Below are 15,128 nucleotides of genomic sequence, written 5' to 3' on the forward strand. Positions count from 1 at the left end.
CTTCCGGGTTCACGGGTGGAGCAGGGTGCGCACGTCGGCGAGCGTGTCCAGGGCGAGGACGGCGGCGCGCAGCCGCTCGGCCTCGCCGGCCGGGAGGGCCGCGCCGGCGTTGTCGGCGAACTTGCGCCCGACCTCCTCGTCGGTCAGCGGCCACCGGTCGCCGCCGCGGTTGGCGAGCACCTCGACGGTCTCGGTGCGCCCGTCGCGCAGCCGCGCGGTGAGCACGGCCGGGAACTGGTGCGGGAAGATCGCGTCGCAGCGCGGGTCGGCCACGACGCTCACCTTCGCCATCAGCTCGCGGCGGGCCGGGTCGGCCGCGAGCGCGTCGGTGTAGTCCTCCAGCGCCGCGCCGAGGCCGCCGCCGCCGAACAGGCCGACGGTGACCGCGTACGGGGCCGAGAACTGCGCCTGGTAGCCCGTCGCGGGCGCGCGCTTGACCTCGATCGGCTCGCCGATGGTCCGGATGACCGGCGCGGGCACGCCGACCTCGACGGCCTCGACGTCGGCCGGGCGCACGCCGCGGCGGCGCAGCTCGGCGGCCGCGTCGACGGTCGTGTGGGTGAAGTGGTTGGCCGGGTACGGCTTGAAGAAGATGCCGGGGACGGCCCAGCGCTCGCCGAGCCCGTCGGTGACCTGGCCGGCGTCGAACGCGCCGTGCAGGAAGGCCTGGAAGAAGCCGAACCGGCCCTCGAGCGCCGTCGGCGGGCCGGTGAGGCCGCGGCGGGTCAGCTCGGCGGCGGTGACGGCGCTGTGCGCGGCCCAGCCGCAGTGCAGCCGCTTCACGGTGCCGCCGGTGCGGTTGGCCTCGATGATGCCGGAGGCCATCGAGGCGGCGACGCCGAGCGCGGACTGGATGCCGTCGGTGCCGAGGCCGTGCAGCATGCCCGCGGCGACCGCGCCGCCGAGCGCGCCGCAGATCGAGGTGGCGTGCTGGCCGTGCTCGAAGAAGGTCGAGTTGCCCGCGACCGGGTCGTAGCCGGCCATGCCGATGCGCACGCAGGTCTCGAGGCCGACCGCGACCGCGGCGAGCAGCGCCGCGCCCGAGGCGCCGACGGCCTCGGCCGCGGCGAGCGCCGCGGGCACGACGCCGGCGCTGGGGTGCAGCACCGACGGCAGGTGCGTGTCGTCGTAGTCGAGGGAGTGCGCGAGCGTGCCGTTGACGAGCGCCGCCAGGGCCGCCGGCACCCGCTCGGCGACGCCGATCGCGGTGGCCTCGGCCCGGCCGCCCTGGTCGGCGACGTAGCCGATGACGGCACGGCTGGAGTCGAGGTCCTGGGCCCGCAGCGCCAGGCCCAGCGTGTCGAGGACCCGCAGCCGGGTGCTGGCCAGCACCGCGTCGGGCAGCGCGCCCGGCCGCGTCTCGGCCGCCAGCTCGGCGATCCGGCGGGAGAGGGTGTCCTCAGCCACGGGAGACCACCGCCAGCGGGCGGACCGGCGAGCCTGTGGCGCCGTAGAGCTTCAGCGGCGACAGCACGAAGGTGAACCGGTGCACGCCGGCCGCCGCGAGCTCGTCGAGCACCATCGCCTCGATGATGTAGATGCCCCGCTCGACCAGCAGCACGCGGTGGGCCGGCAGGAGGCCGTGGCCGGCGCCGGGTTTGAGGCACTCGAAGGCGATGGTGTCGGCGCCGACGGCGTGCGGGCGGTGCTCGGCGAGCCAGGTCGCCCCGTCCTCGCTGACGCCGGGGACGCCGGTCTGCTGGCCGACGTAGGTGGCGTAGTCGTCGAAGTGCCGGCCCCAGCCGCTGCGGATCAGTACGACATCGCCCGGCTGGATCGTGACGCCCTGGACCTTCGCGGTCAGCTCGAGGTTGGCCGGGGTGATCTCGTAGCCGCCCTCGAGGCCCTCGGGCGAGCCGAGCGCGGCCGGAACGTCGAGCAGCACCCCGGGGCGCACCATCGGCTCGATGGTGTGCGCGCCGAGCGCGTCGAAGCGGCCGCCGACCGACGCCTCGCGGGCGTCGGAGCCGTCGGCGAGCCGGCCGTCCTGGCTCACGTGGGCCAGTGCGTCGATGTGGGTGCCGACGTGCGTGCCCATCGAGATCATGTCGTTCGCGGCCGAGCCGCCGTCGCCGCGGACCATGTCGCCGTGCCGCCGGGGCAGGGCGTGCCAGTACGGCGGGTGGTTGGGCGACTGGGGCATGCCGATGCGCAGCGTGCGGCCGAGGTCGTGGACCTCGACGCCGGCACTGACCGCGGCGATCAGCGGGTCGACGGACACGGGTTCTCCTCGCTGGTGGTGTCGGAGGTCGGCAGCGACGGTCATGCGACGACCTGCCGGGATCGCAGTTGCGCCACGCGTTCGGCGTCGTAGCCGAGGTCGGCCAGGACCGCCTCGGTGTCGGCGCCGAGGGCGCGTCCCGTGAACCGGATGGAGCCGGGCGACGCCGACATCCGCCACATCACGTTGTGCATGAGCACCGGGCCGAGCTCGTCGTCCTCGACCTCGGTGAGCATGCCGGTGGCGCGCACGTGCTCGTCCTCGACGAGGTCGCGGGCGGAGTAGACGGGCGCGACGGCGGCGCCGGCCTCGGTGAAGGCGCGCAGCACCTCGGCGCGGTCGCGCTCGCGGACCCAGCCGCCGACGTGGGCGTCGATCTCGTCCGCGTGGGCGGCCCGGCCGCGGCCGGAGGCGAACCACGGCTCGGCGAGCACCTCGGGGTGCCCGACGAGGCGCAGCACGCGCTCGGCGATCGACTGGGCGCTGGAGGACACCGCGACCCAGTGCCCGTCGCGGGTCTGGTAGGTGTTGCGCGGCGCGTTGTTGCTGGAGCGGTTGCCGTGGCGGGTCTCCACCACGCCGAGCTGCTGGTAGGCGGTGGGGCCGGGGCCGACCGCCGTCGTCAGCGGGCTGAGCAGGTCGAGGTCGATCACCTGGCCCTCGCCGGTGCGCTCGCGGTGCAGCAGGGCCATCGTGATCGCCGTCGAGGCGGCGAGGCCGCAGACGCTGTCGGCGAGGCCGAACGCCGGGAGCGTGGGCGGGCCGTCGGCGGGGCCGGTGAGGTACGCGAACCCGCTCATCGCCTCGACCAGCGTGCCGAAGCCGGCGCGCTGCGCGTAGGGGCCGGTCTGCCCGAAGCCGGTGACGCGGGCGACGACGAGCCGCGGGTTGCGCTCGTGCAGGACGTCCGGCCCGAGGCCCCACCGCTCCAGCGTGCCCGGGCGGAAGTTCTCGACGAGCACGTCGGCGGTGGCGACGAGGTCGAGCAGGACCGCGGCGCCCTCGGGGTCCTTGACGTTCAGGGCGACCGCGCGCTTGTTGCGCGAGATCTCCTTCCACCACAGGGCGACGCCGTCCTTGCTCGGCCCGTGGCCGCGCATGCCGTCGCCCTTGACCGGGTGCTCGATCTTGATGACGTCGGCGCCGTAGTCGCCGAGCAGCTGGCAGGCCAGCGGGCCGGCCAGGATGGTCGACAGGTCGATGACCCGCACACCGGCGAGGGGGCCGGTGGCCGCCGCGCTCACCACGAGAGGATCCCGGTGCCGAGCAGCCGGCCGAAGGTCATCGCCGGGGTGGCGAGCATGCCGCCGCAGAAGGAGTTGCCCATGAACGCGCCCGAGCCGAGCAGCTCGCCGAGCGCGTAGAGGCCGGGCACGGGGGTGCCGTCGGGGCGCACGACGCGCAGCCCGGCGTCGACGGCCAGGCCGGCGGTCGAGGTGATCGACATGCCCTGCACGCGGATCGCGTAGAACGGCGCCTCGGCGAGCGGCAGCGGCCGGAAGCGGCGCCCGAGCGGGTCCTCGCCGTCGCGGTTCGCGTTGTACTCCTCGACGGTGGCGACCAGGTTGCCCGGGTCGATGCCGGCCGAGGCGGCCAGCGTGCGCAGGTCGCCGGCGACGTGGAACATGGGGTGGCGCCCGGCGTGCGCGCGCACGTCGTCGGCGCTCCAGCCGGGGATCATCGGCGGCGCCTCGCGCAGCATCCGCTCGTCGAGCACGATGTAGCGGCGCAGGCCGGTCTGGCGCAGCAGCGCGTGCTCGCGCACGTCGACGCTGGGCTCGTCCTCGGCGACGAACCGGCGGACCTCGACGTTGACGTAGATCTCCCAGGGCATGCGCATCTCGGGCCAGTGCACGGGCCGGCACAGCACCGGCGCCGGGAAGTCGTCGTGGTCGAGCACCGAGCCGAACGAGCACAGGTAGCGGTCGTGGTTGCGGGTGTAGCCGCCCGCGTCGACGCCCAGCCGGTGCCCGGCGCCCTTCGCGAAGCGGTAGGACGCGTCGGCGTACGCGGGGACGCCGTTCATCTTCTCGAACAGCGCGGGGTCGGCGTTGTAGCCGCCGGTGGCGAGCACGACGTTGGCGCCGTGGTGCTCCTCGCCGCCGGCGGTGACGACGCCGGTCACGCGGCCGCCCCGGGCCTCGGGGTCCTGGATGAGCCGGACGACCTCGGTGCCGAAGCGGGCGGTGACCGCGCCGCCGTCGATCAGCTCGCGGAAGGGCTTGCGGAGCGCGGCGAGGATCGAGCGGCCGAGGTCGGGGCCCCAGTAGTACCGGTCCTGGCTGTAGTGCTCGTGGTTCTGGCCGCGGACCGGGTGCTCCGGCAGCACCGGCATGCCGAGGTCGTCGAGGAGCCAGTCGATGGTCGCGGCGGCGTTGGAGACGGCCAGCCAGACCAGCTCGCGGTCGGCGGTGTCCTTGCTGATCCGCACGATGTCGGCGAGGTGCGACTCCGGGGTGTCCTCGATGCCCTTCGCGCGCTGCAGGCGGGTGCCGGCCGCGCTGAGCTGGCCGGTGGCCAGGTGCAGGGCCCCGCCCTCCTCGGGCGCGGCGTCGAGGACCAGCACGCGCGCGCCGCTGCGCGCGGCGAAGATGGCGGTGGACATGCCGCCGGCGCCGGCTCCGACGACGATGACGTCCCAGCGTGTCCCTGGGGTGGTGTTCACCAGAACTCCTAGGTCGGGGTGTGCGGCCCGCGATGGCCGGGCCGCACACCGGTGATCGGCTGGGCTAGCCGGCGATCTTGTAGTCCTTCGCGTCCTTGACGACGGCGTCGTGGTCGAAGGTGTTGATGTCCTTGATGAGCGAGCCGTCGAAGACCTCGGCGACGTTCGGCTCCTTCTTCACCTGGCCGGTCGACACCGCCCAGGTCGCCGCCTTCTTCAGCTGCACGTCGGAGAGCTGGCCCCACGCCGGCCAGGACGCCGGGTCGTCGGTCTGCGGGGTGGAGGTGGTCATCCACGCCTTGAGCAGGGTCACCAGCTCGGCCCGGCGCTTGGGGGTGTCGCCGCCGCTGCCGGCCAGCTCGGGGAAGGTCTTCAGGCCCATGTCCACCGCGGCCTCGGGGTTGATCCGGGCGAACATCAGGCCCTTGTAGGCGGCGCGGGCGTACTTCACCGCGAGGTCCTTGTCCTTGCCGCTGAGCGTCTTGGCGCTGACGGTGAAGGAGATGCTCGGCATGCCGTCGAACAGGGCCGGGTTGGTGAGGTAGCTGAACTTCATGCCGATCTGCTCGAGCTGCGAGAACAGCTCGGCGTAGAGGGCGATCGCGTCGACCTGGCCGCTGTCGAGGGCGGCCTTGGCCTGGGTGCCCTGGCCGACCGGGAGGATCTTGACGTCCTTGTCCGGGTCGATGCCGTTCTCGTGCAGGAACGAGCGGGTGAACAGGTTCGAGCCCGAGGCCAGCGAGATGACGCCGATCTTCTTGCCCTTGAGGTCAGCGGGCGAGCTGATGCTCTTGCCGGCCGGGACGCCGATCTTCCACGGGAACGAGGTGTTGATCGAGCCGATCGTGCGGACCTGGACGCCCTGCTCGACCGCGGCCATGGTCGAGGCGACCTCGGCGTTGGTGGCCAGCGCGTCACCGGAGGCGATGACCTGCAGCGCCGCCGAGGAACCGTTGGCGGTCTTCAGGTTGGCCTCGAGCCCTTCCGCCTTGAAGTAGCCCATCTGCTTGGGCACCGCGTAGAGGGCGATCTGCGTCGAGCCCGGGACGGTGGCGGTGGTGACGTAGTTGACCGAGGTCAGGCCGCCGGGGGCGCTGCTGCCGGTGTCCGACGAGCCACCACAGGCCGAGGCGGCGAGCGCTAAGGCCGCGAGGGCGGCGGTCAGCGCGAGAGGACGACGAAACATGGTTCTCCCTTGGATGGGCGGAGGATTAGCGGCGCGCGACGATCAGCCCGATGCGGCCCGCGGACGACTGCCCGGTCACCAGGCGGCGGCCGGTGGGGATGAGTTCGCGGCTGACCCGATCGGGCTCGAAGCCGGCCCGGACGGCCATGGCCTCGAGGTCGAGCGTGCGGACGGTGCTCCAGAACGGCTCGTTGTTGTTGGTGGTGTCCCACTCGACGAGGAACTGGGCGAAGGGGTCCATCGTGGTGAACGGCGGGTACTCCGCGTGGATCATCAGGCCGCCCGGTTTGAGCAGCCGGAAGCTCTCGGCCAGGATGTTCTGCACGGCCTTGGTGCTGGTCTCGTGGAGCAGGATGTGCGACACGACGAGGTCGAAGCTGCCCGCGGCGAAACCGGTCGCCTCCGCGTCGCGCTGGGAGTAGTGCACGGGCAGGCCGAACGAGGCCGCCCGGGCGTGGGCGTAGCGCAGCATCGGGGCGGCGACGTCGATCGCGTGCACCTCGGCATCGGGGTAGCGCTCGGCGTAGGGCAGCGTGCTGTGCCCGACGGAGCAGCCCATGTCGAGGATCGCGGCCGGCGCGAGGCCGGGGTGGTGCACGTCGAGGTAGTGCTCGATGACCGAGCGGCCCTTGTCGTCGTTGGCCGCGCCGAGCTGGCCGGCGGCGTAGATGTAGACGCCGCGGTCGTAGAGCGCGCCGGCGGTGAGGTCGTCGGGCCCGGTCTCCCGGTAGTAGCCGGTGGGCATGCAGTGGATGTCGACGGTCTGCAGGTACGCCGGAATCCGCACCGACGCGTCCAGGGTCAGCGACCCCGTGCTGCCCAGCAGGGAGCCGGCGACGCCGGTCAGGCGGCTCAGCTGCCGGGCGGTGCTGTCGGCGACGAGCGCCCACATCTCCTCCTGGCCGCTGCGGCGCAGGGCGCTCCACATCTGGGTCGCCGGGTCCTGGGCCATCAGCTCGCCGATGACGTGCCGGCTGGTGGGGGCCGCGCCGTGCTCCCTGGCGTAGGCGGGCGCGATCTCGGTCTCGTACCGCTGACGGATACGGGCGGCGACGTCGTAGGCGAGCCGCGTCTTGAGGTCCCAGATCTCCTGCTGGCGGTAGGCCTCGCCCACGCTGGGCGCGGCGAGGACGGCGTGCTCGAGCTGGCCGTCGGCGAGCCTGTTCATCGCGACTCCTTGGTGAGTTCCTCGACGAGGCGGCCGAGGGCGACCGAGGCCTCGCCGGGGTCCCTGCCCTCCAGGACGGCGACCCGGCGCTGCAGCACGCCGATCTCCTGGCCGAGCACGACGATCGCGGCCAGCAGCCGGTCGGTGTGGGCGTCGCCGAGGTAGACGGGGCGCTCGCCGCGGCGGGTCTTCACGCGCCCTGCCCGGGCGTGTAGTCGTGCAGCACCTCGGCGACGGTGTCGGTGGTCCAGCCCTGCTTGAACGCGTAGGCCGCGAACGGCTCCACGTCCCGCAGCGGCGCGAGGTCCTCGTTCACCGCGTCGTGGATGGTGAGGTACGGCCTGCCCCGGAACACGTCGCCGGTGCGCACGTCCGACAGCTTCAGGCCGAGCAGGCTGGTGCGGGTCGGGATGGTCGGCGACGGCGAGGGCTGGTGCGACAGCAGGAAGCCGCGGTTGCCGTACGCCGGCATCTCCGCCGCCTCGATCGCCTCGGTGATCTCGATGCCGACGTCGAGCACCGGCGCGCCGAGCCGGCTGACCGAGCCGGAGAGCCTGGTGCCCGGCCCGACGGGGCCCATCGCCGGGTTGTACGGGTTGATGTGGGTCCGCCGGACCTCGCCGATCTTCTTGCCCCAGCCCATCACGGTGCCGAAGCCCATGGACCAGTCCTCGGTCACCCAGATGAAGGCGCTGAACCGGCCGGGCTCCCCGCGGTGGGTGGCGTAGAAGCCGACGATGCCCTCCCCGTACTGCGTGCGGCGCGGCGCCGTGAACGCCTGGTCGGGCTCGCTGTCGCTGACCTTGACCATGTCGGCCACGAACGCGAAGCCGACGCCGTCCTCGACGGGCTCCAGCGGCTCGGGGAGGTAGCGGCGGGCCAGGTCGGCGCCGGCGCGGAACAGCACGCGGATGGCGTCCGAGCCGATGTGGTGCGGGGGCGGTTCGACGAGGCTCGCGGATCCGGTGGGGGACAGCGGGTTGGTGAACCCTCGCAGCTGCATCGAGACCGCCTCATGTTCCTCTGGGGGAAACGCTGTTTCTCCTGTGAGGCCAGACGCTAGACACGCCCCGATGGCGTCGTCAAGGGGTTACGAGCGCCTTTACTCAGCGGAAACAAGCCGGGCAAGAAAGCCCGCCCGGGCCCTTGACGCGATCCGAGACCGATGCTTAGCGTTTCGCAAAGCGGTAAGTCGTACCGCCCAGATGAACGATCCCCCCGAATCGAAGGACAGCCCGTGACGTCAGCAGCCAACGTGGCCCCCGCGGCCATCGACGGCGACCTCGACTCGCGCTGGATCGAGGCCACCCACCTCGAGAAGGTCTACCGACCGCGCAAGTCCGCGCCGACCCATGCCCTTTCGGACGTCTCGTTCGCCGCCCGCCGCGGCGAGTTCGTCTCCATCGTCGGGCCCTCGGGCTGCGGCAAGACGACCCTGCTGAAGATCCTCGCGGGCCTGATCCCCTACACCGACGGCGAGACCAGGATCGCCGGCAACCGGGTCAGCGGCCCGGACAAGAGCGTCGGCATGGTGTTCCAGGCGGCGACCCTGCTGCCGTGGCGCACCATCCTGGAGAACGTCATGGTGCCGGTCGAGATCCAGAAGCTCGACCGCAGGTCGCACGAGGCCCGCGCCCGCGCGCTGCTCGAGCTGGTCGGCCTGGACGGGTTCGAGAACAAGTACCCCGGCGAGCTCTCCGGCGGCATGCAGCAGCGGGCCGGCATCTGCCGCGCGCTCGTGCACGACCCCGCCGTGCTGCTGCTCGACGAGCCCTTCGGCGCGCTCGACGCGATGACCCGCGAATACATGAACCTCGAGCTGCTGCGCATCTGGCAGGAGAGCCGCAAGACGGCCATCCTCGTCACGCACTCGATCCCCGAGGCGGTCTTCCTCTCCGACCGGGTCATCGTGATGACCCCGCGGCCGGGCCGGATCGCCGAGATCATCGACATCGACCTGCCCCGCCCGCGCGAGCTGCGGATGATGGCCTCCGACGACGCCGGGGTCTACGTCGAGCGGATCCGCGCGTACTTCAACAGCGCCGGCGTCATCGACTGAGGACGGACACACCATGACAACGCAGACCGTCGTCCCGCCCGGCGCGGGGCCGCGCCAGCCGCTCGCGCCGCCGCGCCGCCGCAGTCTGATCCCCGATCTGCACGAGCGGCCCGAGTTCGCGCTGGTACCGCTCGTGTTCGTCGTCGTGATGGCCGCCTGGGAGTTCGTGCCGGGCTGGCTCGGCGTCGACGAGTTCGTGCTCCCCCGGCCCAGCCAGATCGTCGAGATCTTCTTCAACCAGCTCGGCGAGGCCGCGTTCTGGCACAACATGTGGGTCACCGTGCAGGAGGCCGGGCTCGGCTTCGTGATCGCCGTGGTGGTCGCGGTCCTGATCGGCACCGCCGTCGCCCAGATCACCCTGCTCGAGCGCACCGTGCTGCCCTACATCGTGGCGTTCCAGTCGGTGCCGAAGGTCGCCCTCGCCCCGATGTTCGTCGTGTGGTTCGGCTTCGGGCTGGCCTCGAAGATCGTGATGGCGACGATCATCGCGTTCTTCCCCATCCTCATCAACGTCATCGCGGGCCTCAAGTCCGCGGACAACGACAAGATCGAGATGCTGACGTCCTTCGGGGCGAGCCGCTTCCAGGTCTTCCGGATGGCCCGCTTCCCGAGCGCCCTGCCGTACATCTTCGCCGGCCTGCAGAGCGGTGTCGTCTTCTCGATTCTCGGCGCCATCGTGGGCGAGTACATCGGCGCCCAGGAGGGCCTCGGCTACCAGTTGATGCAGGCCAACTACCGCTTCGACATCCCGGCGATGTTCGCGGTCCTCATCGTGCTGTCGATCATGGGCATGATCGCCCATGGCGTCGTCAAGCTGGCCCAGCGTAAATTCGTATTCTGGTCCGGCGATGAGAGCAAGCGGGGGACGTGATGTCGCTAGCGGAGGTCCAGTCGACGCGGGAGCCGACGTCGGGTCTTGAGCGCGTGCTCAAGGTGATCTACGCGGTGTCGGCGGCCGGTGCCGGCGGCATCGGGGTCTCGGCCCTCGCCCGCGAGATCGACCAGCCCAAGGCGGTCGCGCACCGGCTGCTCAAGGGGCTCGCGGCCGACGGGTTCCTCGCCTTCGACGACGCCACCAAGTGCTACCGGCTCGGGACCGGAGCGCTCGCGATCGGCATGGCCGCGCTGCGCCAGACCAACGTGCAGCAGACCGCCCGCCCGATCCTGGAGCGCCTGGTCCGCGAGACGCAGGAGACCGCGACCCTCTCGCTCAAGCAGGGCGACAGCCGCATCTACGTCGACCAGGCGCTCTCCCCGCAGGAGATCCGCATGTCGGTGACCATGGGCGTGGCCTACCCGCTGCACGCCGGGGCCTCCTCCAAGGCCATCCTCGCGGCGATGCCCGACGGCGCGATCGAGGACTACCTGGCCTCCCACTCGCTCAACCTGCTCACGTCGGCCACCATCGCCGGGCGCCACGAGCTGCTGCAGGAGATCGTGCAGATCCGCGAGCGCGGCTACGCCATCAGCGCGGGCGAGCGCGACGCGGGCGCCGCGAGCGTCGCCGCCGCGGTGCTCGGCATGGCCGGCGGCGTGCTCGGCTCCATCTCGGTCTGCGGGCCGGTCGGCCGCTTCGAGGCCACCGACATCCAGCGCCTCGGCGCGCTGGTCCGGGCGGGCGCGCAGGAGGTCTCGCGCGCCGTCGGCCACGCCGCCTGACCCATTTCCGGAAGGCTTTTTCGATGCACCGTGCCTATTTTCAGACCTCGCATGGGCAGATCCACGCCCGCGTAGCCGGCGAGGCCGGTCCGAACATCGTCCTGCTGCACGAGAGCCCGCTCTCCTCGTTCGTGTACGACGACGTCCTGCCCCTGCTCGCCCCCTGGGCCCGCGCCCTGGCCCCGGACACGCTCGGCTACGGCATGTCCGACGCCCCGCAGCAGCGCCTCGGCATCCCCGGCTACGCCGAGCCGGTCGTCGAGCTGCTGCGCACGCTGGACGGGCCCGCGGTGATCGTCGGCTCGCACACCGGGGCCAGCATCGCCGTCGAGGCCGCGCACCAGGCCCCCGAGCTCGTCCGCGGGCTCGTGCTGCTGGGCATCGCGACCTACACCCCCGAGCAGCAGCGCGACCGGCGGCAGAACTGGGCGCCGGACGAGCCGGTCACCGAGGAGGCCACCCATCTGCTGTCGGCGTGGCGGCGGTACCAGGGGCTGTGGCGCGGCTGCGACCTGCAGACGCGGCAGCGGGCGGTCTGGACGATGCTCGGCTCGCTCGAGCGCTACCACTGGGCCTACAACTCCGCGTTCGAGTACGACCCGCTCACCCCGCTGTCCCGGCTCACCTGCCCGGTGCTGTGCGTCGCGGCCGACGGCGAGTTCCTGGAGGAAGGCACCCGGCGCGCGGCCGAACGACTCGGCCTGCCCTACGAGGTGGTTCCCGACTGCATCGGGCAGATCCCGGTCCGCCGGCCCGAGGTCTGCGCCGAGCTGATCGAGCGGTTCGTCGATGGACTGTAGGCAGGTGCAGGATGCCGCGCTGCGCTCCACCGTCGCCCGGCTCGCGGCCGCGCACCCGTTCTACCGCGAGCACTGGGCCGGCGTCGACCTGGCGGCCGTGCGCGGTATCGACGATCTTCCGCTGCTGCCGCTGACCACCAAGGCGATGTTCACCGCCGAGCCGGAGCGGTTCCGCCTCGAGCCGGACGGCTCGCCCGAGCGGCAGCTGTGGGACATCGCGTACACCTCCGGCTCGACCTCCGCCCCGGCGCCGATCTACCAGTCGGCGTACGACTTCCACGCCATCCTGGCCGCCCAGGTGCGCATGGCCGAGATCCGCGGCATGCACGGCGAGGACCGCATCGCCAACCTCTACCCGCTCACCCCGCAGCCGCACGGCGCCTGGACCCGGGCGAACCACGCCGCCGCGGTGCTCGGCGCGACGGTCGTGTGCGGGATGAGCGGCACCAGCCCCTGGTTCGGCGTGACCCGGCGCCTGCCCGAGGTCGCGGACCTCCTCGTCGCCACCCGGCCGACGGTGCTGTGGGGCGTGCCGAGCTACGTGCGCCGGGTCGTCGACGAGGTCACCCGCCGCGGCGGCACCCTGCCGGACGTGCGCATGCTCGCCATCAGCGGCGAGGCCGTCACGCCGGCGATGGCCGCCCAGCTCGCGCAGCTGCTGGCCGCCGCCGGGGCCCCGGACGTCGTGATCTCCAACAGCCTCGGGGCGTCGGAGCTGCAGTACGGCCTCGTCGAGTGCGTCGCCGGCGCCGGCTTCCACAACCCGGTGCCCGAGCTGCTGCACATCGACGCCGTCGACGACGACGGCCTGCCGGTGCCGCCCGGCACCGCGGGCGCCCTGACGATGACCCACCTCGACCGGCACGGCACGGTGCTCGTGCGCTACCTGCTCGGCGACCGCGTCGAGGTCGCCCACGACGCCTGCCCGCACTGCGGCCGGCTCGGCGGGCGGGTGGTCGCGCACCACGGGCGCTCGGGCCGCTCGCTGAAGATCAAGGGCCAGCTCGTGGACACGACCGTGCTCGAGGCCGCCATTGCCGCGGTACCGGGCGTGGCCGACCATCGCGCCGTCGTACGCCTGCTCGACCCGGCCGACCCGCTCTCCGGCGACGAGCTCGTCGTGCAGGTCTGCGGCTCCAGCCCGCCCGACCGTGTCGCGGCGGCCGTCAAGCTCGCGACCCGCGTCACGCCCGCCGTCGAGTTCACGACCGCCGATGCCCTCTTCCCCGCCGACGAGCGCATGAAGCCGCGCCGGTTCGTCGACGAACGCCCCGCATTGGAGTCCCGCACATGAGCACGCCCGCGATCGACATCGTCTGCAACCTGTTCACGCCCGAGGTGGTCGCGTCCCGGCCCGCGTGGAACAAGCAGTTCCTCGGCGGCAAGGTCAACGCCTCCGAGGACACCCTCGCGGGCCTGACGGTCGAGCAGCACCTCGCGGCCCTCGACGCCGCGAACGTCGAGCACGCGCTGCTGATCGCGCCGAAGATGGGCCGCGAGGGGCTGTCGGAATCCTGGCGGCTGGACCCCATGCGGGTCGTCGAGCTGGTGCAGGCGCATCCGGACCGCTTCAGCGGCCTCGTCGGCATCGACCCCTTCGAGGGCATGAAGGGCGTGCGCGAGCTCGAGCGGATGGTGCGGGAGTACGGCATGGTCGGCGCCCACATCTACCCGCACTGGTTCGAGCTCGCCCCGGACCACGCGCGCTACTACCCCTTCTACGCCAAGTGCGCCGAGCTCGGCGTGCCGGTGCAGATGCAGGTCGGGCACTGCCTGCGGTACAGCCACGACCACCCGCTGCCGTCGGTCGGCCGGCCGATCCTGCTCGACACCCTCGCCTGCCACTTCCCCGAGCTGAAGATCATCGGCATCCACGTCGGGTGGCCGTGGACGGAGGAGATGATCGCGGTGTCCTACAAGCACCCCAACGTGTACATCGGCATCGACGCCTACGCGCCCAAGTACCTCGACCCGAAGCTCGTGAGCTACCTCAACGGGTGGGGCGCGGACAAGGTCATGTTCGGCACCGACTTCCCGGTCATCCCGCACGCGCGGGCCCGCCAGGAGATCGCCGCGTGGAACCTGCGCCCCGAGTCGGAGGCGAAGCTCATGCGGCAGAACGCGCTGAAGGTGTACGACCTCAAGCTCGCGGGCGCGTGAGCCGTCCGGCCCCGGCCCCGGCCGTCAGGCCGGCCGGGCGCAGGCGGCGACGAGCGCGGCCTGGTCGTCGAGGCTGAGGATCTGCAGATGGGCCAGCCGGTTGCGGGCGGCCTTCAGCCGGCGGCTCGCCTCGCGCCAGACCGGCTCGTCGGCGGTCGGCAGGTCCCGCACCACGAAGAACAGCTGACCGACCTCGATCGGGGCCGGGTCGCCGGGTGTCCGGCCGGCGGCGGCGTCGACCCGCGCCGCACCGAAACGCTCGACCAGCGCGCGCACCAGCACCTGCCGTTTCGCCTCGATCCACGGCAGCAGCACCCGCGACTGGGCCGCCCACACGCCGTGCTCGAGCACGGACGGGACCGCGGCCTGCGCGTGCGGGCTCGGGCACGGCTCGTTCTGCCACAGCTCAAGGTGGCCGTCGTCCCACAGCCGAGCGGCGTCGCCGTGCGGGAATCCGCCCGCGGGCAGGGGCACGGCACAGACCGGCGGCGCCGGCGGCGCGGCGAACTCGCCGTCCTTGATCGTCGCGACCAGGGTCTGCGGGTCGCCGTCCCACGCCCGCACCAGGTACTGGGCCAGATCGAGATCCCAGCGGGCGACCTCGACGATGGTCTCCAGCCGAACGTCGCGCAGGATGCCCCCGCCGCGTCCGTCGGCGATCGGGGCGAGCCGGCCGGCGACGTCCCAGCGCGTCAGCCGGCCCCACCACCACACCGCCTCGAACGTGACGTCGGCGGTCTCGACGCCCAGCGACGGCAGGATGTCGCGGGTCCCGACGACCACCACGCGGGGCCGCCGGGCCGCGGGCCGCGGCCGGGACGCGAGCGTCAGGCGCGTCAGCAGGTCGGCGACGCCGGCCGCGGCGGGGGCGTCCGGGCCGGTGCAGTCCAGCACCGCGGTGCGGGCCGTGGCGTCCTCGTGGTCAAGCAGGTCTCCGACGACCACGGGCAGGTCGTCGCCGAACACCAGGCATCGCGCGAGCCAGCGCAGCGGCGTCAGGCCGGGCTCGAACGGGGGCGGGCGCCGCGGCTCCTCCCCGGCCACGTGCAGATTGCGCACGATCGCGCTCAGCAGTCCCTCGACGAACGACGGCTCCGCGGCGCGCTGGGACGGCAGGACGACGGCGACGTGCCGCCCCCGCTGAACCTCCTCGGTCACCTGCGTGACCAGCCGATCCGGGCCCGGCAGCCGCCACACCGATCCGTCCATC

General features: G+C 72.7%; 15 protein-coding genes. 6 read left to right on the forward strand and 9 right to left on the reverse strand.

All coding sequences use genetic code 11. The features are described from left to right. Positions 1-9 precede the first annotated feature (9 nt). The 8 genes from ACQP1P_RS32205 to ACQP1P_RS32240 form a co-directional block, all read right to left on the reverse strand. Positions 10-1,407 carry an MmgE/PrpD family protein gene (locus tag ACQP1P_RS32205; RefSeq protein ID WP_433076561.1) on the reverse strand — a complete coding sequence of 466 codons (1,398 nt, stop codon included), beginning with the start codon at positions 1,405-1,407 and terminating at the stop codon, positions 10-12. Next, positions 1,400-2,221, reverse strand: a complete 822-nt coding sequence (locus tag ACQP1P_RS32210) for a cyclase family protein (protein WP_433076563.1) — start codon at positions 2,219-2,221, stop codon at positions 1,400-1,402. Before ACQP1P_RS32210 ends, ACQP1P_RS32205 begins: the two co-directional genes overlap by 8 nt. Before the next feature lie 41 nt (positions 2,222-2,262). Further along, the gene (locus tag ACQP1P_RS32215; protein WP_433076564.1) at positions 2,263-3,465 is read right to left on the reverse strand and encodes a CaiB/BaiF CoA transferase family protein; all 1,203 of its coding nucleotides are present in this window, start codon (positions 3,463-3,465) and stop codon (positions 2,263-2,265) included. Beyond that, a complete protein-coding gene (locus tag ACQP1P_RS32220; protein ID WP_433076566.1) occupies positions 3,462-4,886 on the reverse strand; it encodes an FAD-dependent oxidoreductase in 1,425 nt (474 codons plus the stop codon). The genes ACQP1P_RS32215 and ACQP1P_RS32220 overlap by 4 nt, the downstream gene beginning before the upstream one ends. Before the next feature lie 64 nt (positions 4,887-4,950). After that, complete coding sequence (locus ACQP1P_RS32225) at positions 4,951-6,072, reverse strand: ABC transporter substrate-binding protein (RefSeq protein WP_433076568.1); 1,122 nt, start codon at positions 6,070-6,072, stop codon at positions 4,951-4,953. Between the two features lie 25 nt (positions 6,073-6,097). After that, on the reverse strand, positions 6,098-7,240 hold the full coding sequence (locus ACQP1P_RS32230; RefSeq protein ID WP_433076570.1) for a class I SAM-dependent methyltransferase: 1,143 nt from the start codon (positions 7,238-7,240) through the stop codon (positions 6,098-6,100). Further along, positions 7,237-7,434, reverse strand: a complete 198-nt coding sequence (locus tag ACQP1P_RS32235) for a hypothetical protein (protein ID WP_433076572.1) — start codon at positions 7,432-7,434, stop codon at positions 7,237-7,239. Before ACQP1P_RS32235 ends, ACQP1P_RS32230 begins: the two co-directional genes overlap by 4 nt. Beyond that, positions 7,431-8,243 (reverse strand): acetoacetate decarboxylase family protein, encoded by an 813-nt coding sequence (locus ACQP1P_RS32240; protein ID WP_433076574.1) that lies wholly within the window; start codon positions 8,241-8,243, stop codon positions 7,431-7,433. The genes ACQP1P_RS32235 and ACQP1P_RS32240 overlap by 4 nt, the downstream gene beginning before the upstream one ends. A 234-nt stretch (positions 8,244-8,477) precedes the next feature. On the opposite strand from ACQP1P_RS32240, the gene ACQP1P_RS32245 reads away from it, so the two are divergent. From ACQP1P_RS32245 to ACQP1P_RS32270, 6 genes are read left to right on the forward strand one after another with little or no spacing between them, the layout of a single operon-like run. Continuing rightward, positions 8,478-9,299, forward strand: a complete 822-nt coding sequence (locus tag ACQP1P_RS32245; RefSeq protein ID WP_433076576.1) for an ABC transporter ATP-binding protein — start codon at positions 8,478-8,480, stop codon at positions 9,297-9,299. 13 nt (positions 9,300-9,312) lie between these two features. After that, on the forward strand, positions 9,313-10,170 hold the full coding sequence (locus ACQP1P_RS32250) for an ABC transporter permease (RefSeq protein WP_433076578.1): 858 nt from the start codon (positions 9,313-9,315) through the stop codon (positions 10,168-10,170). Continuing rightward, positions 10,170-10,958, forward strand: a complete 789-nt coding sequence (locus ACQP1P_RS32255) for an IclR family transcriptional regulator (protein WP_433090194.1) — start codon at positions 10,170-10,172, stop codon at positions 10,956-10,958. Before ACQP1P_RS32250 ends, ACQP1P_RS32255 begins: the two co-directional genes overlap by 1 nt. 23 nt (positions 10,959-10,981) lie before the next feature. Continuing rightward, positions 10,982-11,758, forward strand: coding sequence for an alpha/beta fold hydrolase (locus tag ACQP1P_RS32260; protein WP_433076580.1), 777 nt, complete (start codon positions 10,982-10,984; stop codon positions 11,756-11,758). After that, complete coding sequence (locus tag ACQP1P_RS32265) at positions 11,748-13,052, forward strand: phenylacetate--CoA ligase family protein (RefSeq protein WP_433076582.1); 1,305 nt, start codon at positions 11,748-11,750, stop codon at positions 13,050-13,052. The genes ACQP1P_RS32260 and ACQP1P_RS32265 overlap by 11 nt, the downstream gene beginning before the upstream one ends. Beyond that, positions 13,049-13,918 carry an amidohydrolase family protein gene (locus ACQP1P_RS32270; protein ID WP_433076584.1) on the forward strand — a complete coding sequence of 290 codons (870 nt, stop codon included), beginning with the start codon at positions 13,049-13,051 and terminating at the stop codon, positions 13,916-13,918. Before ACQP1P_RS32265 ends, ACQP1P_RS32270 begins: the two co-directional genes overlap by 4 nt. A 24-nt stretch (positions 13,919-13,942) precedes the next feature. On the opposite strand, the gene ACQP1P_RS32275 is transcribed toward ACQP1P_RS32270, so the two are convergent. Further along, positions 13,943-15,127, reverse strand: a complete 1,185-nt coding sequence (locus ACQP1P_RS32275) for a hypothetical protein (RefSeq protein ID WP_433076586.1) — start codon at positions 15,125-15,127, stop codon at positions 13,943-13,945. Position 15,128: the final 1 nt, after the last annotated feature.

The sequence above is a fragment of the Dactylosporangium sp. CA-052675 genome (assembly GCF_050947935.1).
In the GTDB taxonomy this organism is placed as follows: domain Bacteria; phylum Actinomycetota; class Actinomycetes; order Mycobacteriales; family Micromonosporaceae; genus Dactylosporangium.

What these genes read in the sequence shown, in the direction of transcription:
- ACQP1P_RS32225 (WP_433076568.1), bottom strand. Translation starts at nt 6,072, where the DNA reads ATGTTTCGTCGTCCTCTCGCGCTGACCGCCGCCCTCGCGGCCTTAGCG.
- ACQP1P_RS32230 (WP_433076570.1), bottom strand. Translation starts at nt 7,240, where the DNA reads ATGAACAGGCTCGCCGACGGCCAGCTCGAGCACGCCGTCCTCGCCGCG.
- ACQP1P_RS32240 (WP_433076574.1), bottom strand. Translation starts at nt 8,243, where the DNA reads ATGCAGCTGCGAGGGTTCACCAACCCGCTGTCCCCCACCGGATCCGCG.
- ACQP1P_RS32250 (WP_433076578.1), top strand. Translation starts at nt 9,313, where the DNA reads ATGACAACGCAGACCGTCGTCCCGCCCGGCGCGGGGCCGCGCCAGCCG.
- ACQP1P_RS32255 (WP_433090194.1), top strand. Translation starts at nt 10,170, where the DNA reads ATGTCGCTAGCGGAGGTCCAGTCGACGCGGGAGCCGACGTCGGGTCTT.
- ACQP1P_RS32260 (WP_433076580.1), top strand. Translation starts at nt 10,982, where the DNA reads ATGCACCGTGCCTATTTTCAGACCTCGCATGGGCAGATCCACGCCCGC.
- ACQP1P_RS32265 (WP_433076582.1), top strand. Translation starts at nt 11,748, where the DNA reads ATGGACTGTAGGCAGGTGCAGGATGCCGCGCTGCGCTCCACCGTCGCC.
- ACQP1P_RS32270 (WP_433076584.1), top strand. Translation starts at nt 13,049, where the DNA reads ATGAGCACGCCCGCGATCGACATCGTCTGCAACCTGTTCACGCCCGAG.
- ACQP1P_RS32275 (WP_433076586.1), bottom strand. Translation starts at nt 15,127, where the DNA reads ATGGACGGATCGGTGTGGCGGCTGCCGGGCCCGGATCGGCTGGTCACG.